We start from the raw sequence: 14,121 nt of genomic DNA, 5'->3' as shown, positions 1-14,121 counted from the left end.
GGACTACGTCCCGCTACGCTAACGCTATCGCAAAAATCCAGCCATTCGTTCCACCGCCATTTCCAGAATGGCGGGTTCATGCACTAAAGCAAACCGGACATATCCTTCACCTGCTTTGCCAAAACCCGCTCCCGGTGAAGCGGCAACGCCTGTTTTTTCCACGAGTTGAGTACAGAATTTTACCGAATCATTCGTCCAAGGCTCTGGCAACTTTGCCCAAATATACATTGTTGCGTTTGGGGTCGGAACCTGCCAACCTATTTTGTGCAAGGCTGTAACGAAAGCATCCCGTCGTTGTCGAAAAATTTCTACCGATTGCTGAACGCTATCTTGAGGCCCCCGTAAAGCGGCGATCGCACCATTCAAAATCCCTCGATATTGGTTGAAATCAACGGCGGCTTTCACCTGCCGCAACGCTCGAATCAACTGAGCATTGCCAATCGCATAACCAATCCGAAAGCCGCCCATATTATAAGACTTGGAAAAGGTAAAAAACTCGATTGAAACGTCCTTATCCGGGTCGGCTTGCAAAATTGAAGGGGCAAGGGATTTGGGATTGGGGGTTTCCCCGGTATCTTCTGCAAAGACTAAATCTGCATAGGGAAAGTCGTGAACTAAGACTAAGTCATGCTCTCGGCAAAACGCAACGGCCTCCTGGAAAAACGATAAGGGCGCGATCGCCGTCGTAGGATTATGAGGATAGCTCAACACCATCATCCGAGATTGAGCGAGTACGGGTGTAGGAATATCTTCAAATACAGGTAAAAAGTTATTTTCTGCCAGGATGGGCATGGTATAGATCTGACCACTAGCCAGATAAACGCCGCCAACATGGGAGGGATAGCCAGGGTCTAACAACAGGGCAAAATCTCCTGGGTTCAGGACGGCTAGCGGTAAATGAGCCGTGCCTTCTTGAGAACCAATCAGGGGAAGTACCTCAGTTTCGGGGTCAACTGAGATGCCAAATCGTTGGGTGTACCAGTCGGCGGCTGCCTGACGAAAGGCTTGAGTACCATGAAATAGCAAGTAGCCGTGAGTACTGTTGTCTGACAAAGACTCTTGAATCGCCTCTAGGACGTGTTCTGATGCCGGGAGGTCAGAAGACCCTAAGGAGAGGTCAATAATGTTCTGTCCAGAGGCTTTGGCTTTTGCCTTTGCCTGATCCATGTCAGCAAACACATTGGCTTGCAGGGGTTGTAAACGCTTGGCAAACTGCATCTTTTTTGTTGCTTGTTGTTTTTTTTCGGATTCCCAACAACCCACAACCAACACCGAATCAGTAGTGCAGCGTGGCAGAAATAATTATCCCGTTTAAAAAGGTTAAAAAGTTTACTGTACAAACTTTCTTGCTTTCTGCCTCCTGCCTACTCCTACGGAGAACGCTACGCGAACGGCCTTCTTGAAAAAAGGGGGTTGAGTTTTTGCTAAGAAGCGGGGGACAAATGATTGTCGATCAGGCTGACTAATTTCTGTTTGCTAATGGCACCTTCATGGGATTGAGCAATCTCACCGTTTTTAAATACAAGGAGTGCGGGGACGCCTTCGACGTGGTACTTCTTTACCGTGTCAGGATTTGGATCGACTTCCATCTTGAAGACTTTTAGGCGATCGCGATAAGTATCAGCCACCCAGTCTACGGATGGCGATACCAAGCGGCAAGGGCCACACCAAGACGCCCACAAGTAGACCAGTACAGGCTGCTCGGCTTTTAAAACTTCGGTTTCAAACTCGGAATCCGTAATTGAAATAGCGTTACCCACAAAACCCTCCATCAATACAACTGTTTCTAATTCGCTCACTGAGCAGATTATCTGGTGCAAAAATTAACCCGGATTGGCAAGCGAGCAAGTTTGCCTGTAGCTTTACATTTAATACAGTAAATCAGTCCAAGCCTTTGGTGGTAGGAGCATTTATTATCCTCAATAAGCTATATACTTATCAAGTCTCGTTGGTCATCTGGCTGTGCGACTGTATTCAGTGATGTTCCTACTTCATCCAGCCGCCAATCTGCTCAACAATAATTAAGACCTGGATAGACTCTCTGCATCCACTCCACCCTGAGAGTCAGTGGAATTAAGGTTGAGTCGCCTATCAAGGTCTTTGATCGCAGAGGGTATGGTCAAAAGCTTGGCGACACTTATAAATTGTCGATTTGCTTTCGTAGAGCTTCCAATTCAGCATCAACGGCTGCATTAGACGAAGGAGAGGCTTTTTCCTCAGAGGCGGGTAGTGCTTGCTGTGAGACAGAACCCCCGGTCAATTGGGCTTTCATTTGCGCCAACTCATCATCAACGTCGCTGCCGCCTTCGAGTAGGGCAAATTGCTCTTCTAAGTTATTACCTGCCAGTTCATAGCCAGCCTGAGAACGAGCCTCCAGCTCCAAAACTTTGTCTTCCATCCGCTCAAAAGCTGCCATTGCCGAGCCGGTACCCAAGCGACCAATTGTACCTTGCAACTGCTCGTTGGCTTTCGCCGCCGCTGCACGGGACTTGAGCATATCCTTCTTGGTCTTAGCTTCGGAGATCTTACTTTCCAAAGCAATCAGGTTTTTCTTGAGGCTATCCACCTGAGTCGTCTGCTGATCCAGCATGGTTTTCTGAGTAGCAGCCGCTTCGGCAACAGTCTTCTTACGCAAAAGTGCCTCCCGCGCTAGGCTCTCATCCCCTTTACTGAGGGCGAGTTGAGCACGGTTCTGCCAGTTGTTGGCTTCGGATTGATTTTTGTTGTATTGTTGCTCGGTGCGTTTTTGAGTGGCAATAGCCCTAGCCACTGCTTGGCGCAGTTGGATCAGGTCTTCTTGCATATCAATAATGGCTTGCTCCAGAATTTTTTCTGGATCTTCAGCCTTGCTCACCATATCGTTCAGATTTGCTCTGACGACTCTGCTTAGGCGATCAAATAATCCCATGACGCTGTCTATCCTCTTGGAACGTATAAAGTAGTTTTAACGCAGACTCTACGCTATCAGCCGATTGCTGATGCGTTGCGGTTTGAGCAATTAAGGCTATCCCATCTCTAGTCATCAAGCACAACTTTGAAGTCACTCAAAACACATCGGCTCAAGCCATTGAGACAAGACGCTTTAATCCAGTGTAAAAACTTCCAGCCCAAAAGCGCTAGCTCATCGCTCGGTTCTCCAATTGTCAAGGATGAGAAGATGCATAACTCACCTCATTGGCTCAGGTGGTGGGGGAGTAGGGTAGTCAGTGGGAGAGTGGAAAAAATTAGTCATGATTGTGTAAACGGCAGCAAGAGGAGAGAGCCGGATAAATTCTCAACTGAAATCCCGAAATTCAACAACTAACCTTTCCCCCATCTCTCCATCTATCCTCCTCTTGACTCAAGAACCTTCTATTTCAGAGCGCAGTTTTTTCAGCTCGGCTTCAACTTCTGGATTTTGGGCAGATGATGTCTGAGCAGACGGTAATTTGGCTGATTCGGTGCCACTCATCAAGTTCGCTTTCATCGCCGCCAACTCGCTATCCACCTCATTGCCCCCTTCTAGAGAGGCAAATCTCTTTTCCAAATCGGTGCTTCCGAGTTCCGCTATGGCTTCAGACTGGGCTTCGAGCTGCATGACTTTTTCTTCCATGCGCTCAAAGGCACTGATCGCCGTTCCCGTCCCCATATTGCCCAGCATCTCGTTAATTTTCTGGGACGCCTGAGCGGAGCGGGCACGAGCGATATACAAGTCTTTTTTCGTTTTCGCTTCTGAGATTTTACTCTCCAGCGTCCGCATGTTTTCTTTGAGCTTGCTGACCACAGCGCTTTGCTGCGTCAGTTGGGTTCGCATGGCTTTAGCCGTCTCCTGATAGGATTTCCGCCGCGTTAGAGCTTCCCGTGCCAGGTTGTCATCCCCGTTTGACAGAGCCAATTGGGCGCGGTTATACCATTCTTGGGCAGTGGTTTCAGCCTGAGCGGCTTGTCGTTCGGTACGTTTTTGGGTAGCGATCGCCTGCGCTACAGCTTGTCGCAGCTGAATTAAATCCTGCTGCATCTCCTCAACCGCTTGTTCCAGAACTTTTTCTGGGTCTTCGGCTTGCCCGATCAGGTTGTTGAGGTTGGCGCGAATGACGCGCAGGATGCGATCCATCAATCCCATAGCAGCTCTCCATTCACATCACGGGTCGGGGAATTTATTAACATCATGGTATCTCACAGTCAAGACCCGATTTGATATTTTAGAATTAGACCCGCCCTAAGGATGATAGATCGAGGCGTTAACCCCTTGTTTCTTGAGGGTCTCTACTAGCGTTTTCGCCTGAGACTCCAGCTTGAACGCTCCCATATAAATCTTTTTACCTTCTGGAACGTTTTGCACATAGGCATCAGGAACAATGGTCTTGGCTTGCGCTAGGTCGCGATCGCTACTGTAGTTCATCAACACATAATAGAAACTTCCCTTAGCAGATGCAGGTGTGGCGGCTTGTTGGGTTGCCGCAGAAGACGCTTTTGAGTTCTGCTTGGTAACGGGTGTGGTCGGTGCTAGTGACGGTTTGGAATTCACAGCAGATGAATTGGATGAGTTTGCTCCAGGTACGCCCGTGGGTAGCGCGGGTAAGGGAGCTAGGGGAGCTACCGTGGACGGAATCGTTTCTGGCTGTCCCGGAGAGGGCAGGAGTGCCGAAGATATATCTGAGGAGCTTCCAGGCAGGGCTGAGTTAGGAATCACAGGCGGAGCTTGTTGTGTTACCTCAGAGCCAGACCCTTCAGGTTGCGTGGGGACTACAGGCTGAGTCGGTGTCGGGCTGGGTTCCAAGTGACTCAAGGTATTTAAACCTACTTCTGGAAATTCCTCCGCCGCGAGATTGGGTCCTTTGATGGTTGGTACATTCTCGGATGGAGTCGTTTTCGCGGGAGCCGATTCCGTTGGTTGTTGAGCCGTTGTTGTCGCCTTTGAGCCAAACCATCGGTTCGGATTTAGCGCACTGAGTGTGGATGGATTCTTGAAGATATAGGCCAGAGTTGCTCCAGAAAGTAGCAATAGTAATATAGAACCCACACCGAGGGGTGTTAGAACTTTATCAATCAAACGCTTACGGGAGCGAGGCGGAACCTCTTCTTGATCCAAACTCCGCAGCAATTTTTCTGAGGATTCCAAATAATCTTCTGGTTGGGATTGGGCTGCCCCTAACGGCACCAAACCCCCTATTTCCTCTGCTGGTTTTTCCGCAGAAGTCAGTTGCTCCCTGACATCTTCGACTCCATCCCAAGCATCTGTGTTAGTCCCCGAAGCCGCCATCAACGGCGATGCCGAATCACTGGGCGTTGAGAATGAAGACTCTCGCTCACCCATTTGATCCATCGGTTCACGGCTGGTCTCCTGAGAGGATGTTGCCGCCTGTGATGGGTTCACCATCACTAAAGGAAATGAAATCTGGGGAGCTGTACTCATGCCTAAGGCGGGTCGTTGAGTTTTCTTCGTTCCTTGATCGACCGCAATTAATTCGAGCGGTTTACGGATCTGGTGACGACCAAGACCACTGGGTGACATGACGGGGCGTCCTGCACGTTGGCGTCGGTAGCGGGCTAACTCTTCTTCTAACTGCACATCTATGCTACCCAGAGCAGCCTGCAAAACTGGATGGATTGACGGGTTGGATAAGGAGGGAGTTGTGGATTCAATTGTAGTGTTTTGGCTCATGAGGAAGGCTTGGGAGTGAGTGTTGGAATACAAGGGCCTGTATAGAGCTTTCGATGTATGACTCTCGCTGTCAGTTTATTACAAGCTTTTGAGTTTGGCGGAGGTAGAGCAAGAGCCGATTCTGTATCTGTTGTTTCTCTTCTAGAACGAGGATTCTGCTTCGAGGTGTTCCCCTTTTGAGGATTGCTCTTAAACAGCCCATCGGGTTGAGATAAACAGATGATCAGCGTAAATCTCTCGATCATATATTAGGTGCGCTTCAAAATCAGCCACGGTGGCAAGGACGAGAGCCGCTTCAAGGCTTAGCCAATATGGGGTTGAAAAGTGGAATCCACCAGGTTATACCATTTTGGATTTAAAATGCAAGAATTTTGGATTCTGAAAGCCTTGCCCATCAGTGGTTTCAGAAGTTCCGCTTTCTCCAGTTTTAACCTAAATGTTCATACCTCTAAGCCGTTCTACTGTCATCTGCTTTAAGGGTGATTTTTGATAACTGAATGGCTCTAAAGGCATGGAACCGTCTAGACCTATCTTTGCTAGGCTGCTATGCTCCACGCTCCTTGAGGAACTCTCAAAATACTCAATAAGTGATCAAAATGGGTCGCCGTCATCCCTCTTAAGTATTAGTAATTCCTTCAATGCTTGTTACCTGAGCAGATGGTTGAGTCGATTACTCTTTCTGTAAATTTTATATTTAGGTTTACTATTATCTTGTGTTTGGCTTGATCCCTGCGCGGTTTTAAGGGAATTTCGTACATTTTCTCAGAAAGATTTGATTTTTGTTAAAGTTCTTAACTTTATATATTTCTATATATAACAAGATACTAAAGAAAATCTAAAGCTCTCAGTTCCTTGAGGAATTGCTCTAACCTAGACTGGCTCACAGCTTGCCAGCTTTAATATACCTGAATGGGGGATCGGAAAATTAAAGGGTAAGAAAGAATAAAATTCATTATCAATAAAAACCCAATGACGACTTTAAATTTTGCCACCTCTGCTTGTCGGTGCTGTCGGTATTACCAACCAGAGGGACGTCGTGGAGGGATGTGTCAGCAACTCAGTGTACCCGTCAGAGGGAGCTGGAAAGCGTGTTCTTTAGCGATCTCGCCTTTTGAACCAGCTTGGAGGAGAATGGAAGCGATTTGGGGGAATGACCCGTTAGGGATCAAGGAAAGCTTGGCGGTTAATTGTTCGTTGACCGTCTCAGCTCAAAACCTCTGTGAGGAAGACTGTATCGCGCCGGATGAAACATTGAACCCTAGACCCATGCTTGCAGAAATTGCTTAATTCTTGTTCAGGATTAACTTGATAATCAGGCTGGCAGGTATTGATTCGGGTGATCACTAATAAGACATTTGATAAAATTCATGTAAAAAATAGAAAAAAAATTTACGCGCTTGGTCAGTAGAACTTATGAACCCGTGTTTTCGGCTTCAAAGACACAAATGTCCTCTCACCTTGCCAGTAAAACTACAACTTTTGAGTCACTTGGAATAAACGAGTACAGAAGTGAACGACCTACACTGGCTGAGAACAGGTCAGTGTAGGCTTGTGATGATCACGTAGGGAGTGGTTACGGTAACCAAGGGTATTGGCGGAAATTGGGCGATCGCTTTTCCAGAAAGGCTTGTTTGCCTTCTGCCCCTTCCTCTGTCATGTAATAGAGTAATGTGGCATTTCCGGCAAGTTCCTGGAGGCCGGCTTGACCGTCACAGTCAGCGTTAAATGCTGCTTTTAAGCAACGAATGGCGATCGGACTATGGGCTAAAATTTCATTCGCCCACTGCACACCCTCCGCTTCTAGCTGATCGACGGGTACAACACAGTTAACCAGACCCATTTCCAGCGCCTGAGAGGCTGTGTACTGACGACAGAGAAACCAAATTTCTCTGGCTTTTTTTTGTCCAACGACTCTGGCGAGATAACTAGCCCCAAATCCCCCATCGAAACTACCGACTTTTGGGCCAGTTTGACCAAAAATTGCATTATCAGCCGCAATACTGAGGTCACAAATCAGGTGTAAAACGTGACCCCCCCCGATCGCATATCCAGCCACTAAAGCAATCACGACCTTGGGCATAGAGCGAATCAGGCGTTGTAAATCGAGTACATTTAAGCGGGGAACGCCTTCATCGTCCACATACCCCGCCTTACCCCGCACACTTTGGTCGCCTCCCGAACAGAAAGCATATTTCCCATCCGTATGGGGGCCAGCACCGGTAAAAAGTACAACACCAATACTGGGGTCTTCACGGGCATCACAAAAGGCATCATAGAGTTCAAAGACGGTTTTGGGGCGAAAGGCATTACGTTTATGGGGACGATTAATCGTAATTTTGGCAATCCCGTCAGTTTTGTGGTATAGGATATCTTCGTAGGTTTTGGCGGTTTGCCACTCAATTTGCATAAACTTTAGGTACTTCCAGAAAGAAGGAATGACGAGGACTCAATTGAATCTATGACACAACCAGAGCCAATTCCACCCTTGACAAAACGGGAGTATTTCGCATCCTTGGCACTACAAGGACTATTGAACAATCAATACACAGTAAAGCTGCTACTCAAAGAGACTCGTAGCAACTACGAACTCATGCCTGGATTATTAGCCGAAAGCGCGGTGAGAATTGCGGATTCGTTGATTGAACGATTGGAAAGTTAATCTCTAGAGCACTCGGTTTAGAGGACTGTGATCCATGTCTGGAGCATGTGACACTTGTCCCTCAGTCCGTCCCTACCAACTTTCTGACCCAGACACCTGATAGGCTGTAGGAATGAACCAGATTCTGCGGCAAGAGGCTCCCTTGTTTTTCAGCGTCGTCATTCCCACCTATAATCGCAAACCTATTCTCGAAAAATGCCTGAGAGCGATAGAAAATCAGCAACTCAGGGATGGTAGTGTTGTTGAAGGCTACGAAGTTGTCTTAGTAGATGATGGCTCAACGGATGGAACTTTAGAGTGGCTAGAGTCTCATAAGAGTGAGTTTCCCCATGTGCGATCGCACGCTCAAGACCACAAAGGCCCAGCCGCTGCCCGCAATTTGGGGGTAGAACAGGCTAAGGGTGACACCATTATCTTTATTGATAGCGATCTCGTTGTCACCGAACAGTTCCTTCAGGCTCATGCCGATGCGTTGGTGCAGGGAGAGAAACAATTAGGGAGCGATCACATGTTCACCTATGGTTGGGTGATTAATACCTGTAATTTCGACAATCCCACATCGGAACCCTACAAAATCACAGATTTTTCAGCCGCCTATTTTGCCACGGGAAATGTGGCGATCGCACGGAAATGGCTAGAAAAGGCCGGACTTTTTGATACTCGCTTCCAACTCTATGGTTGGGAAGATTTAGAACTGGGTGTCAGACTCAAACAACTCGATTTAAAACTGATTAAATGTCCCGAAGCTGTAGGTTACCACTGGCATCCCCCTTTTGCTTTAGACCAAATTCCCCGCATGATTGACCGAGAAATTCAACGAGGAAGGATGGGTGTTTTGTTTTATGAAAAGCACCCCACTTGGGAAGTACGGATGATGATTCAGATGACATGGTTACATCGCCTACTTTGGGGCATCCTCTCCCTCGGTGGAAGGTTGAATGAACGAACAATGGCTCCTTTTTTACAATGGCTGATTAATCAAGGTAAGCCCCAACTAGCCTTAGAAGTTGCCCGAATTTTCCTTAATTGGTATAACGTCCAAGGCGTTTATGCGGCTTATGCTGAAACTCAGCCCAACCCTTAATCTGTAATGGGTATCTCAATCCTAAACTCTGTTCCTTGCCCTGGTTTTGATAGGCATTGCAGGGAACCTTCATGCTGATCGACTACAATTTTGTGGCTGATTGATAGCCCTAATCCTGTGCCATCTCCCACTGCCTTCGTGGTAAAAAATGGATCGAATATTCGTCTTTTAATTGCATCAGGAATACCTGAACCGTTATCAGTAATGCAAATCTTGACTCGTTCTGTTGTGAGTTGATTTCTCGATAGAATATTCTCACCTCCATGGTGAACTACCTCGGTGCAAATAGTAATACAAGGAGTTATTCCTGGTTTACTTTCTAGTGTTGGCTCCTGACCACTCTCAAAAGCATCAATCGCGTTGCTCAAGAGGTTCATAAAAACTTGATTGAGCTGTCCGGCGAAGCAATTCACTAACGGAATGTCGCCATACTTTTTTATTACTTCAATAGCAGGTCGAGCCGATGTGGCTTTCAGTCGATGCTGCAAGATTAACAACGTGCTGTCGATTCCTTCGTGGATATTGACAGGCTTCTTTTCCGCTTCATCCAACCGGGAGAAGTTTCGTAAGGACAAAACAATTTGATGAATCCGCTCTGTCCCCAATTTCATAGAAGATAGGATTTTGGGTAAATCTTCAGCGATAAAATCAACATCTCTGGCTTCTAATTCCTGCTGGATCTCAGAAACTGGATTGGGGTAATGGTATTGGTAAAGAAATAGGAGTTCTAGTAAGTCTTCAATATAATCACTAATGTAAGGAAGGTTGCCATGAATAAAGTTGACGGGATTGTTGATTTCATGGGCAACACCAGCCACCAGTTGTCCCAAGCTAGACATCTTTTCGGTTTGAATGAGTTGGGCTTGAGTGTGCCGCAACTCCTCTATCGTTTGGTTTAGCTGCTGATTACGGCGACGCAGTACCTCCTCGACTTTTTTACGCTTGAGCATCGTGCGTTCTAATTTCGAGACATGAATCCGGAGCTCTAGCTGCGACATGACTTGGCGACTCAAAGCCCATAAGGCTTCTCTTTGCTCTGGGCTGAGTGTGCGGGGAATCCGATCAATCACACATAAAGTGCCAAGAGGAAAGCCATCGGGTGTGACCAAGGGGGCACCCGCATAAAATCGAATTTTGGGGTCAGTTGTAACTAGAGGGTTATTGGCAAACCGCTCATCTTCTAAGGCATTGGGCACCAGCAGCAATTCATCCGGTTGCACAATGGCATGAGCACAGAATGCTACTTCTCTGGGGGTTTGCGTTGCCTCTACGCCAATTTTTGACTTAAACCACTGCCGATGAGCGTCAATTAAGCTGACTAAGGCAATGGGAGTGCCACAAATATGCGCGGCTAAGGCTGTTAGATCATCAAATTCAACTTCTGGGAATGTATCAAGTACTTTATAGCGAGCGAGTGCCTTGAGCCTAGCGGCTTCGTTATCCGGCTTGGGTGTGGCTTTGGCTGACTGCGTCTCTCTACGGCTAGGGGATGTTTGAGAAATCGAGGCTGTCGTTTGCTCTAGTGTAAGTTCCTGAGTTGTCGGCTGTGGCGACCACCTTGGCGGCCTGAAGGAGCCACCCCTTTTTTGTCGAGAACCTAAATTCAAGGCTTGCATCCAATGCCGGAGAAGCCTCACTGCTTTTTTGAGAATCTTTTTAAGCATGAATTAAAAACGAGGCGTTTCATTGAATGTACTGAGTTTAAAAAAATTTCGTGAAGGCCATACCAATCAAAAAGCGCACATCAAAAATCGACTAATTATGTTACCCTAGAAAAGTTGTTTAAATTCTGCACATTCAGGGTTTCGGGTGTTTCTAGAAGTATCAACAACTTGGAAATCCGCCTGGATGGAAGGTAAACCCGAATCAGGAGTTCAAAAAATAATGCCAGTTATCTCTTTAGCGGAAATGCTAGAGTCAGGGGTTCACTTTGGTCATCAGACCAGACGGTGGAATCCCAAGATGGAGCCGTATATTTACACGTCTCGGAATGGTGTCCACATCATTGACTTGGTGCAGACCGCCCAGTTAATGGAAGAAGCCTATAGCTACACGCGGACAGCTTCAGAGCAAGGGAAAAAGTTTCTGTTTGTGGGCACAAAGCGCCAAGCGGCAGGGATTATTGCCCAAGAAGCATCTCGTTGTGGCGCTTATTATGTCAACCAACGTTGGTTGGGCGGAATGCTCACCAACTGGGAAACCATTAAGACACGGGTGGAGCGCTTAAAGGAATTAGAACGGCGAGAGGAAACGGGCGCACTCGACTTGCTGCCGAAGAAAGAAGCCTCGGTTCTACGTCGGGAACTGGGCAAGCTTCAGAAATACTTAGGTGGCATCAAACTGATGCGGAAAGTCCCCGATGTGGTGGTTATTGTAGACCAACGGCGCGAATACAACGCCATTTTGGAATGCGAAAAGCTGGGACTAACCCTGGTATCTATGTTGGATACCAACTGTGACCCTGATGTCGTTGATATTCCGATTCCGGCTAATGATGATGCCATCCGTTCCATTAAGCTAATAGTGGGTAAATTGGCGGACGCCATCTATGAAGGGCGTCACGGTCAGCTCGAAGCCGAAGAAGAGTACGAAGACTACGAAGGCGCAATGGACGATGTTGACGAGGAAGACATTGACGAAATCGACGACATCGACTCCGTTGTAGCAGAGGATGGCGAGGGTAGCGAAGAATAATTAGTGTGTAATCTAGGTTCATAGAGTAGGGACAAAAGCAAGATGGCGGAAATTTCGGCAAAACTCGTCAAAGAGCTGCGCGACAAAACCGGCGCTGGCATGATGGATTGCAAAAAAGCTCTCAAAGAGACTGAGGGAGACATTGCCAAAGCCGCAGAATGGCTACGGCAAAAAGGTATTACCTCAGCCGAGAAAAAAGCCGGTCGTGTAGCGGCTGAAGGACTTGTGGGTAGCTATATCCACACCGGTGGTCGAGTCGGTGTACTGGTTGAAGTCAACTGCGAGACGGATTTTGTGGCTCGCCGCGAGGAGTTCCAAGACTTGGTGCGGAACATCGCGATGCAAGTTGCAGCTTGCCCGAACGTTGAGTACGTGAAGGTCGAGGATATCCCCGCAGAACTTTCTCAAAGAGAAAAGGATATTGAGATGGGTCGGGATGACCTCGCGGGTAAGCCTGATAACATCAAAGAAAAGATTGTTGTCGGTCGGATTGAAAAACGCCTGAAAGAGCTGTCTTTGATGGATCAACCCTACATCCGCGACCAAAGCATCTCAGTAGAAGAGTTGGTGAAGCAGACCATTTCTCTGTTGGGTGAAAATATCCAAGTCCGTCGCTTTACGCGTTACGTCCTGGGTGAAGGGATTGAGAAGGAAGAATCTAACTTTGCTGAGGAAGTTGCTGCACAAATGGGCAGTAAGTAAATAGGGAAAAATAGGGGTAAAGATTCTTTTACCCCTTACCCGGCTTAGAATTTAGCAGATTGACCACCACAAGGTTTTCAATTCGCTGCCAAAATTGCTTTGCTCAACGATAAATTGGGAGCATGAATGTTCCCATGTAAAGCAGAATGGTTTTCATCAATGCTCTCCATTAAACAGGGCGACAATACCTAGCGACCGCTCGTGTCCATTAGCTCTGTTCTAGAAATCGTCTCTGCATGGTAGGTCAACGTTTTTGGATAGCCAAGGTTCTGGGCCAACTGGCTAATTTCGCTCTTTAGAAGCCGTTATCCTGGAGTAGGGAAATAATAGCTGTGTGGTATGGCGAGAGCAATTGAGAGAATTGAGCAAGATTTAGCGGCATTGGAAGACGCGACGGCTCTGTTACGAGCAGAACTAGATAAGACTTATTCCCAATATCTACAGTTACTCGGACAAGCAGTGCGGCGTCAGCTAATTTTGGCAAGCTATCAAGTTTGTACTCATGGGTATCCTCAAGCGTTTTTGAGTTTGTCTTTCAGTCAGCGGCAAAAATTGCAGCAATCCATTCAACAAATGGGAAAGAAGGCTCAAGAACAGTTGCTCTCACACTTAGAGGCGTCGAAAAAAGCAACCCAGGAAGAAGTGAGGGACAGCAATAGCAATGATCCAGCACCTCAGCCAGAAATCACGAGTAACGAACCGCCACAGGATGCTACTCCAGAAATCTTATCTATTTTTGAGCCGGTACCGGGCAACTTAGAAGCAGAAGCGCCAGAAAATATCGACATCAGTAACCTAGAGCTAGCGAAACCTGAACAACTAGCGCAGTGGCAAGAGCAGTTGGAGGAAGCAATCGCACAAACTCTGGAAACTCTCTCTTTGAACACCAACCATTTATTACAACAAACGGGTATCATCCCCAGTAAATTACCAGCCGCTGTCTTAGAAGCAGCCACCAAAGCCGATAATTCTACGGAGTCAGTAACAGTTGGCTCCCCCAATCTCTTAAACTTGTTGATGGAAACCGAAAGTGAGGATGATTCGGAAGACTCAACCTTAACCCGTATCATTGCCATTAACCTGCGTTTGTCAGAAATTGAGTTCGCTGACCCCACCTTAAATGCTGGACGCAATCAAATTCGGAACCTTTCAGCCAAGAGAAATACGCTCCACCGAGAGTATCACAAAAAACAGCGAGAACGGTCTGTTGCTCAAGCCGAAGCTGCATGGCGAGCAAGCTGGTTTGAAGATTAAGGGTTGAAGGTTGAAAGTTGAAGGTTGAAAGTTAAAAATAATAACCTGCAACCTTAAACCTGCATACCGTCAATTTGAAAGGGG

14 protein-coding genes are annotated in these 14,121 nt (G+C 47.2%); 6 read left to right on the top strand and 8 right to left on the bottom strand.

Annotated elements, in window-relative coordinates; genetic code table 11:
* Positions 1 to 24: 24 nt before the first annotated feature.
* From MIC7113_RS26985 to MIC7113_RS26965, 6 genes are all read right to left on the bottom strand, one after another.
* Entirely contained in the window at positions 25 to 1,218 is a 1,194-nt protein-coding gene (locus MIC7113_RS26985) for an LL-diaminopimelate aminotransferase (protein WP_041781325.1), read from the bottom strand.
* Positions 1,219 to 1,424: 206 nt separating this feature from the next.
* Positions 1,425 to 1,772 (bottom strand): thioredoxin family protein, encoded by a 348-nt coding sequence (locus tag MIC7113_RS26980; RefSeq protein ID WP_015185375.1) that lies wholly within the window; start codon positions 1,770 to 1,772, stop codon positions 1,425 to 1,427.
* Positions 1,773 to 2,137: 365 nt separating this feature from the next.
* Entirely contained in the window at positions 2,138 to 2,908 is a 771-nt protein-coding gene (locus tag MIC7113_RS26975; protein ID WP_015185374.1) for a PspA/IM30 family protein, read from the bottom strand.
* The gene (locus MIC7113_RS38800; protein WP_255515350.1) at positions 2,895 to 3,023 is read right to left on the bottom strand and encodes a hypothetical protein; all 129 of its coding nucleotides are present in this window, start codon (positions 3,021 to 3,023) and stop codon (positions 2,895 to 2,897) included. The genes MIC7113_RS26975 and MIC7113_RS38800 overlap by 14 nt, the downstream gene beginning before the upstream one ends.
* 317 nt (positions 3,024 to 3,340) lie before the next feature.
* On the bottom strand, positions 3,341 to 4,102 hold the full coding sequence (locus tag MIC7113_RS26970; protein ID WP_015185373.1) for a PspA/IM30 family protein: 762 nt from the start codon (positions 4,100 to 4,102) through the stop codon (positions 3,341 to 3,343).
* A gap of 96 nt (positions 4,103 to 4,198) precedes the next feature.
* Complete coding sequence (locus MIC7113_RS26965; protein WP_015185372.1) at positions 4,199 to 5,644, bottom strand: hypothetical protein; 1,446 nt, start codon at positions 5,642 to 5,644, stop codon at positions 4,199 to 4,201.
* Between the two features lie 969 nt (positions 5,645 to 6,613).
* Between MIC7113_RS26965 and MIC7113_RS26960 the strand changes: the two genes are divergently transcribed.
* Entirely contained in the window at positions 6,614 to 6,931 is a 318-nt protein-coding gene (locus MIC7113_RS26960; RefSeq protein WP_015185371.1) for a hypothetical protein, read from the top strand.
* Between the two features lie 286 nt (positions 6,932 to 7,217).
* Here MIC7113_RS26960 and menB read toward each other — a convergent pair whose 3' ends face one another.
* Positions 7,218 to 8,051 carry a 1,4-dihydroxy-2-naphthoyl-CoA synthase gene (menB, locus tag MIC7113_RS26955; protein WP_015185370.1) on the bottom strand — a complete coding sequence of 278 codons (834 nt, stop codon included), beginning with the start codon at positions 8,049 to 8,051 and terminating at the stop codon, positions 7,218 to 7,220.
* A 51-nt stretch (positions 8,052 to 8,102) separates the two neighbouring features.
* Between menB and MIC7113_RS26950 the strand changes: the two genes are divergently transcribed.
* Positions 8,103 to 8,303: a hypothetical protein gene (locus tag MIC7113_RS26950; protein WP_015185369.1), complete on the top strand. Its 201-nt coding sequence runs from the start codon at positions 8,103 to 8,105 to the stop codon at positions 8,301 to 8,303.
* A gap of 112 nt (positions 8,304 to 8,415) precedes the next feature.
* Positions 8,416 to 9,387: a glycosyltransferase family 2 protein gene (locus MIC7113_RS26945; protein WP_015185368.1), complete on the top strand. Its 972-nt coding sequence runs from the start codon at positions 8,416 to 8,418 to the stop codon at positions 9,385 to 9,387.
* Here MIC7113_RS26945 and MIC7113_RS26940 read toward each other — a convergent pair.
* Positions 9,384 to 11,051, bottom strand: coding sequence for a sensor histidine kinase (locus tag MIC7113_RS26940; protein WP_015185367.1), 1,668 nt, complete (start codon positions 11,049 to 11,051; stop codon positions 9,384 to 9,386). The two genes, MIC7113_RS26945 and MIC7113_RS26940, sit on opposite strands and share 4 nt — an antisense overlap.
* Positions 11,052 to 11,271: 220 nt before the next feature.
* On the opposite strand from MIC7113_RS26940, the gene rpsB reads away from it, so the two are divergent.
* The 3 genes from rpsB (at position 11,272) to MIC7113_RS26925 (ending at position 14,037) form a co-directional block, all read left to right on the top strand.
* Positions 11,272 to 12,081: a 30S ribosomal protein S2 gene (rpsB, locus tag MIC7113_RS26935; RefSeq protein WP_015185366.1), complete on the top strand. Its 810-nt coding sequence runs from the start codon at positions 11,272 to 11,274 to the stop codon at positions 12,079 to 12,081.
* Positions 12,082 to 12,123: 42 nt separating this feature from the next.
* Positions 12,124 to 12,783, top strand: a complete 660-nt coding sequence (tsf, locus tag MIC7113_RS26930) for a translation elongation factor Ts (protein WP_015185365.1) — start codon at positions 12,124 to 12,126, stop codon at positions 12,781 to 12,783.
* Between the two features lie 339 nt (positions 12,784 to 13,122).
* The gene (locus tag MIC7113_RS26925) at positions 13,123 to 14,037 is read left to right on the top strand and encodes a hypothetical protein (protein ID WP_015185364.1); all 915 of its coding nucleotides are present in this window, start codon (positions 13,123 to 13,125) and stop codon (positions 14,035 to 14,037) included.
* Positions 14,038 to 14,121: the final 84 nt, after the last annotated feature.

Origin of the sequence: Allocoleopsis franciscana PCC 7113, assembly GCF_000317515.1 — a bacterium.
Taxonomy (GTDB): domain Bacteria; phylum Cyanobacteriota; class Cyanobacteriia; order Cyanobacteriales; family Coleofasciculaceae; genus Allocoleopsis; species Allocoleopsis franciscana.
Note: the sequence above shows the minus strand (reverse complement) of the source record. Positions and strands in the feature narration are given on the sequence as shown.